Annotated in this window: 5 protein-coding genes, 1 tRNA gene and 1 pseudogene; 4 read left to right on the top strand and 3 right to left on the bottom strand. The window is 41.7% G+C overall.

Annotated elements, in window-relative coordinates; all coding sequences use genetic code 11:
- The 3 genes and pseudogenes from SORDD16_RS11910 to SORDD16_RS06840 all read right to left on the bottom strand — a co-directional run.
- Positions 1-257, bottom strand: a pseudogene (locus tag SORDD16_RS11910) (glutamine amidotransferase); the annotation flags it as partial.
- The gene (murT, locus tag SORDD16_RS06845; protein WP_061452836.1) at positions 257-1,600 is read right to left on the bottom strand and encodes a lipid II isoglutaminyl synthase subunit MurT; all 1,344 of its coding nucleotides are present in this window, start codon (positions 1,598-1,600) and stop codon (positions 257-259) included. The gene murT and the pseudogene SORDD16_RS11910, both read right to left, overlap by 1 nt.
- A gap of 253 nt (positions 1,601-1,853) precedes the next feature.
- Positions 1,854-3,170 carry an FAD-containing oxidoreductase gene (locus tag SORDD16_RS06840; RefSeq protein ID WP_061452835.1) on the bottom strand — a complete coding sequence of 439 codons (1,317 nt, stop codon included), beginning with the start codon at positions 3,168-3,170 and terminating at the stop codon, positions 1,854-1,856.
- A gap of 349 nt (positions 3,171-3,519) precedes the next feature.
- Between SORDD16_RS06840 and SORDD16_RS06835 the strand changes: the two genes are divergently transcribed.
- From SORDD16_RS06835 to SORDD16_RS06820, 4 genes are all read left to right on the top strand, one after another.
- Positions 3,520-5,076 (top strand): degradosome RNA helicase CshA, encoded by a 1,557-nt coding sequence (locus SORDD16_RS06835; RefSeq protein WP_061452834.1) that lies wholly within the window; start codon positions 3,520-3,522, stop codon positions 5,074-5,076.
- Between the two features lie 281 nt (positions 5,077-5,357).
- Positions 5,358-6,146, top strand: coding sequence for a GTP-sensing pleiotropic transcriptional regulator CodY (gene codY, locus SORDD16_RS06830; protein WP_004246012.1), 789 nt, complete (start codon positions 5,358-5,360; stop codon positions 6,144-6,146).
- A complete protein-coding gene (locus tag SORDD16_RS06825) occupies positions 6,146-6,721 on the top strand; it encodes a cysteine hydrolase family protein (RefSeq protein WP_061452833.1) in 576 nt (191 codons plus the stop codon). Before codY ends, SORDD16_RS06825 begins: the two co-directional genes overlap by 1 nt.
- A 72-nt stretch (positions 6,722-6,793) precedes the next feature.
- A tRNA-Leu gene (locus tag SORDD16_RS06820) sits at positions 6,794-6,879 on the top strand.
- The last annotated feature ends 184 nt before the right edge of the window (positions 6,880-7,063 follow it).

Genomic DNA, 7,063 nt, shown 5'->3' with positions numbered 1-7,063 from the left:
AGGTCGTCTGCGATGATGCTTTGTTCAAAGTCTTGACCCCCGCCGAAAAAGGCAATATCATAGTGATTTTCATCAAAGTTATCATGGAGAGAAACGATGTCAACCGTCACATGTGCCCCCAGTTTTTCGGCTACATACTTGAGCATGAGGATGTTTCCATTGTCCCCGTAGGTATTCATGAGGTTTCCATAGAGGTGGGCGATGTTGAGCTGATAGGGGTAGTTGCCAGCTTTTGAGGAAAGTGAAGTATAAACCATCAGTTCATCTCCTTTCTAACAATCTGACGACTAGCCAGCAGTTCGCGGAATTCAAGCATAGCAGTATAGGTAGCCAGGATGTAGGCATGCTTGCAGTCTTGGTTCTCAATGGTTTTGAGAACTTGCTCCAGATTGCTTGTCTCAGTAATTTTCTCAGCTGGATAGCCTGTCACTCGTAGACGACGAGCGATTTCAGAATGACGAACACCGCCAGCATTGATTTCAGGAATGTCCATGTCAGTGATTTGTTCAAAGTCCGCATCCCAGATCCAGCTAGTATCAATCCCATCAGCATAGTTAGCATTGAGGAGAACAGATAGACTAAATGGATAAGGAGCTAGTTTGATCATTTCGATAGCTTGGGTCGCACCGACTGGATTTTTAATCAAGACGAGGGTACATTCTTTATCACCGATATGGAAGGTTTCCTGGCGTCCAAAAACAGCGCGACTCTTATCAAATCCTTGCTTGATCCGTTGCGAATCTGCACCGAGGAAACGAGCAATGGCAACCGCAGCAAGGGCATTGTAGATGTTGTAAAGTCCACCGATTTGGATTCCGTATTCTTGTCCGTCAATGACAAAGCGAGAACGATTGTTGGTCAACTCAACTAAGTCTGTCAGACGGTAGTCCAAGTCAGGACGTTTGCAGCCACAATTTTCACAGATATAGGCACCCAAGTTTGCATAGGTATTGAGTTCATATTTTAGGATGCCTTGACAGTCAGGGCAGAGAATCCCTTCTGTATTGTAGTGAGCTAGTTTGGCTGGTCCTTTTTCCAAGTCAAAACCAAAATACTGTACAGGATTTGGAATAGCTGGTTTGTAGAAAAGCGGGCTATCACCATTGAGGAGAACTGTAGCCGTAGGCACCTTACGGATGGCGTCCAAAATCATCTTATAAGTCGTGTAAATCTCACCGTAGCGGTCCATCTGGTCACGGAAAATATTAGTGATAACAAAAAGGCTAGGATGGATATAGTCACAGATACGAGAAAGACTGGCCTCGTCGATTTCGAGGACGGCAATGTTTTTTTCAGTTTTAGAAGATTTGGCAGTTAAGAAGGTTGTTGTAATCCCTGTGATCATGTTGGCACCGCTTGGATTGGTCAGAACCTGACCATAAATTTCTTTTAAAATGCCGACAGTGAGGGCAGTTGTCAGGGTTTTCCCGTTGGTTCCAGTGATCACGACAATCTCGTAGTTCTTAGCTAAATTTTGTAAAATATCTTTATCAAATTGAAGGGCGAGTTTTCCTGGGAGCGTGCTTCCACGGCCAAGATGGCTCAAGATGAAGTGAGAAGAACGCCCAGCAAGAAGGCCCAAAGTAGTTTTTAATTTCATGTTTCTATTATATCATAAAAGAGGGAAAAGACAGATTTGAGATTTCGAAGAAGCAAAAACAGCCCAAAGAGGGCTGTCAGTTAAGATGAGTTTTTAACTTAGAACCTGTATTCATAACGGAAATTGAAGATAAAAATCAGCTTCCGACATCTTTGTTATTTTTCAAGCATACCGATTTCAGCGTGTTTTTATGAATTGTTAAATTGAATTTTTTGCGCGTAGAACGCTAAAATTAGTTAGTGAATACAGGTTCTTAAATCGCAAATAAGTCATTCAAGTTCTCAGCCAAGGTTGGGTGAGTGAAGATTTGTTTTGTGAAGTAAGTGTAAGGAATCTTGTTGTCCATCGCAACAGTGATGATGTTGATGATTTCTTGAGAACCTTCTGAGAAGATGCTTGCTCCAAGAATTTCTTTTGTTTTAGTATTGACAACAGCTTTGAAGGCTCCGCGAAGATCTCCATTTACGTGACCACGAGGCATGGCAGCAACAGGGATTTCCTTCACAGCGTATGGAAGTTTCAAATCAGCTGCTTGGCTTTCAGTCAAGCCAACTTGTGAAAGTGCAGGTGTGATGAACATAGTGTTTGGCACATTGAGACGGTCTTGAAGAGTGTAGCTACCATCTCCAGCAAGGTAGCTGTAGACAACGCGGAAGTCATCAAGTGAAATGTAGGTGAATTGAGGTCCACCGTTGACGTCTCCGACTGCAAAGACACCAGGAACGTTTGTTTGACAATGTTTGTCTACCTTGATAGCACCACGTTCCGTTAGTTCAATATCCGTATTCTCAAGTTGAAGTGGTTCTACGTTTGGTTTACGTCCAGTTGCGTAGAGAAGAGCGTCGAAACGGTACGTTTCGTTTTCAGTTACGACAAGGACTTGGTCACCGTCGTTTTTGATTTCAGTAGTACGGATGTTTTGAAGTAATTCAATACCGTCTTCTTCCATATATTGTTTAGCAAGAGCTGCGATGGAAGGTTCTGCACGAGGTAGGAAAGTATCCAAGGCATCTAAGACTGTAACTTTGCTTCCAAGTTTGTTGTAAAGACCTGCAAATTCAAGACCGATATTTCCACCACCAAGGACACCAAGTTTTTCAGGCAATTTGTCCAAGTTTTGGATACCTGTTGAGTCAAAGACGTTTTTGCTTGTAGCAAGTCCTGGAATTGGCAAGACGTTTGAAACAGCACCAGTGTTGATGACGATAGTTTCAGCAGTCAATTCTTGTTTTTCATCACCAGCTTGGATTTCGATGACTTTGTTTGAAAGGAAGTGAGCTTCCGCATCAAAGATATCCACACCTGTACCCACAACAGTAGCATAGTTTTTACCGTTGAGGCGACTAGTGATAGTATTTTTGGTTGCAATGACTTCTTCAAAAGACAAATCTTTCTCAGCAGCAACCAACAAAGTTTTGGTTGGGATACAACCGATGTTGATACATGTTCCACCGTACATAGCTTTGCTACGTTCGATAAGAGCCACTCTCTTGCCAGCTGAAGCTAATTTACCAGCCAGTGTTTTCCCAGCCTTACCAAAACCAATAACGATTAAATCATATGTTAACATTTATAGTCCTCCTATTCGGTTTTCATTCTAGCATAAGAAAACACTTTTTGCACAATTCTGCTACGGGAAATGAAGTGAGTTTGAAATGGTCTCTTCAAATCCTTTGAAAAACAAGTTTCAGGTCACTTTACTGTTAGAAAATCGTTTACATGATTTTCCTAAAGGATTCTACTATCTTTTGCCCCTCTCTTGTGTTATACTAGATAAGTTGCAAAGAAACCAGTACTTTTCTTTCGTGGAAAAGAAGCAACACGGTATCTCATTTTTGTAGAAGATACGTCATGAAAAGAAAAGTATACACTAAAGCCCTATAGGGTGGCTTCGCACCACCTTTAGAAAGAAGAAAAACGTGAAATTTAATGAATTTAACTTGTCTGCTGAATTGCTAGCAGAAATTGAAAAAGCTGGATTTGTAGAAGCAAGTCCTATCCAAGAACAAACCATCCCATTGGCTCTCGAAGGCAAGGATGTCATTGGTCAAGCCCAGACTGGTACAGGGAAAACCGCAGCATTTGGCTTGCCAACTCTTGAAAAAATCCGTACAGAAGAAGCGACCATCCAAGCCTTGGTCATCGCTCCAACTCGTGAACTTGCTGTTCAAAGCCAAGAGGAATTGTTCCGTTTTGGCCGTAGCAAGGGAGTGAAAGTTCGCTCAGTTTACGGTGGTTCCAGCATTGAAAAACAAATCAAGGCCCTTAAATCTGGTGCTCACATCGTGGTAGGAACACCAGGCCGTCTCTTGGACTTGATTAAACGCAAGGCCTTGAAATTGCAAGACATTGAAACTCTTATCCTTGACGAAGCGGATGAAATGCTCAACATGGGCTTCCTTGAAGACATTGAAGCCATCATCTCCCGTGTCCCTGAAAATCGTCAAACCTTGCTCTTTTCAGCAACCATGCCAGATGCTATCAAACGTATTGGTGTTCAGTTTATGAAGGACCCTGAGCATGTCAAGATTGCTGCCAAGGAATTGACAACAGAATTGGTTGACCAATACTATATCCGTGTTAAGGAGCAAGAAAAATTTGACACTATGACACGTCTCATGGATGTGGAACAACCAGAACTTGCTATCGTATTTGGTCGTACTAAACGTCGTGTGGATGAATTGACTCGTGGACTTAAAATCCGTGGCTTCCGTGCTGAAGGAATTCATGGTGATTTGGATCAAAACAAACGTCTTCGTGTCCTTCGTGATTTTAAAAATGGCAATCTTGATGTTCTAGTTGCGACAGACGTGGCAGCACGTGGTTTGGATATCTCAGGTGTGACCCATGTCTACAACTACGATATTCCACAAGATCCTGAAAGTTACGTTCACCGTATCGGTCGTACAGGTCGTGCTGGTAAGTCAGGTCAGTCTATTACTTTCGTAGCACCAAATGAAATGGGTTATCTCCAAATTATTGAAAACTTGACTAAGAAGCGCATGAAAGGCTTGAAACCAGCGACAGCAGAAGAAGCCTTCCAAGCTAAGAAGCAAGTGGCTCTCAAGAAAATCGAGCGAGACTTCGCAGACGAAGCTATTCGTGGAAACTTTGAGAAATTTACTAAAGATGCTCGCAAGTTAGCTGCCGAGTTTAGTCCAGAAGAATTGGCTATGTATATCTTGAGTCTGACAGTCCAAGATCCAGACAGCCTTCCTGAAGTGGAGATTGCGCGTGAAAAACCACTGCCATTTAAACCATCTGGAAATGGACGTTCTGGAGGTAATCGTGGACGCGATAATCGTCGAGGGGATAACCGTCGTGGTGGCCGCCGTGATGAGTTCAAGAAAGGCAGTCGCGGGAACGATCGTTTTGAGAAAGACAGACGTTACCGTAATAAAGACAATAAAAAACCTCGCAACACTTCAAGCGAAAAGAAAACAGGCTTTGTTATTCGTAACAAAGGAGACAAATAAGAAAAAGCGATTCACTAAGTGGATCGCTTTTATATATAAGGAGACCAAGGATAAAAGAAGATGCACAAAAGTAAAGGAAAGGTGGGATAGGAAAGGGAACTTTAATTCATCTTCTTACAATGTTATAATATCAAAATAAAGATAGAATGTCAATAGAAAATTGCTATTTTCTAAAATATTTTTGCTTTTAAAAATTGCAATTCAATAAGCAATTTTCAGATAATTATTGAAATTTCAGGTTCTTTATGTTATAATGGTAGCGATTAAATGCGAGGTGAAAAATGGCACATTTATTAGAAAAAACAAGAAAAATTACATCAATTTTAAAACGTTCAGAAGAGCAAATGCAGGATGAACTTCCATATAATGCCATTACACGTCAACTAGCAGATATTATTGATTGTAATGCCTGTATTGTCAATAGCAAGGGACGACTTTTGGGGTATTTTATGCGCTATAAAACCAATACAGATCGCGTAGAGCAGTTTTTCCAAACCAAAACCTTCCCAGATGACTATGTACAAGGGGCAAACATGATCTATGATACAGAAGCCAATCTTCCTGTTGAACATGATTTGACCATTTTCCCTGTAGAGAGCCGTGCAGATTTTCCAGATGGTTTGACGACCATTGCTCCCATTCATGTATCAGGGATTCGCCTAGGTTCCTTGATCATTTGGCGCAATGATAAGAAATTTGAAGATGAAGACTTGATCCTTGTCGAGATTGCGAGCACGGTGGTAGGGATTCAACTGTTGAACTTCCAACGTGAAGAGGATGAAAAGAATATTCGCCGTCGTACCGCTGTTACCATGGCGGTCAATACCCTTTCCTATTCAGAACTTCGTGCTGTTTCAGCTATTTTATCTGAGCTAAATGGAAATGAAGGACAATTGACTGCATCTGTCATTGCAGACCGTATCGGTATCACGCGCTCAGTGATTGTCAATGCCCTTCGTAAGCTAGAGTCGGCAGGAATTATTGAAAGCCGTTCACTAGGAATGAAGGGAACCTATCTCAAAGTATTGATTTCAGATATCTTTGAGGAAGTGAAAAAGAGGGACTACTAATGGCAAAGGCTTTAATCTCGATTGACTATACAGAGGATTTTGTAGCAGATCAGGGGAAATTGACAGCAGGTGCTCCTGCTCAAGCCATATCAGAGGCAATCAATCAGGTGACCAGACTGGCTTTTGATCGTGGAGACTATATTTTCTTCACCATTGATGCTCATGAGGAAGGGGATGATTTTCATCCTGAGAGTAAACTTTTCCCACCTCACAACATCATTGGAACTAGTGGTCGCAACTTGTATGGAAAACTAGCAGATTTTTACCAAGCCCATGTTTCTGATAGTCGTGTCTTTTGGATGGACAAGCGTCACTATTCAGCATTCTCAGGAACGGACCTAGATATTCGTTTGCGAGAACGTCGAGTTGATACAGTCATCTTAACTGGTGTTTTGACAGATATTTGTGTTCTTCATACGGCTATTGATGCCTATAATTTAGGTTATCAAATTGAGATTGTCAAGCCTGCGGTTGCCTCTATCTGGCCAGAAAATCATCAGTTTGCTCTTGGACATTTTAAGAACACTTTGGGAGCCAAATTACTGGATGAAAATCTAGCTGAAATTCAAGAATGATCCCCTTGAAAAAAATCTGAAAAAAGTGTTGACAAAGATTTTAAAAGTTGATATACTAGTGAAGTAATCGACGCGGGGATGGCGGAATTGGCAGACGCGCAGGACTAAGGATCCTGTGACCGCTTTAGGTCGTGAGGGTTCAAGTCCCTCTCTCCGCATAGGATAAGAGTTAGCTTTGGCTAGCTCTTTTTTGTTTCCCAGATAAGGTTAGAGGAAGTGTTTTGAACGCCAGAAGATATCGATATTAAGAACTGTCATCTATGGAATGGAGTCGATTTTTGATTGGCACTATGCCTCCTTGTATAAGTAGAAAAGTTAGCGCTTGCTAGCTTTTTTGTTTTT

Origin of the sequence: Streptococcus oralis, assembly GCF_001578945.1 — a bacterium.
Lineage (GTDB): Bacteria > Bacillota > Bacilli > Lactobacillales > Streptococcaceae > Streptococcus > Streptococcus oralis_Q.
Note: the sequence above shows the minus strand (reverse complement) of the source record. Positions and strands in the feature narration are given on the sequence as shown.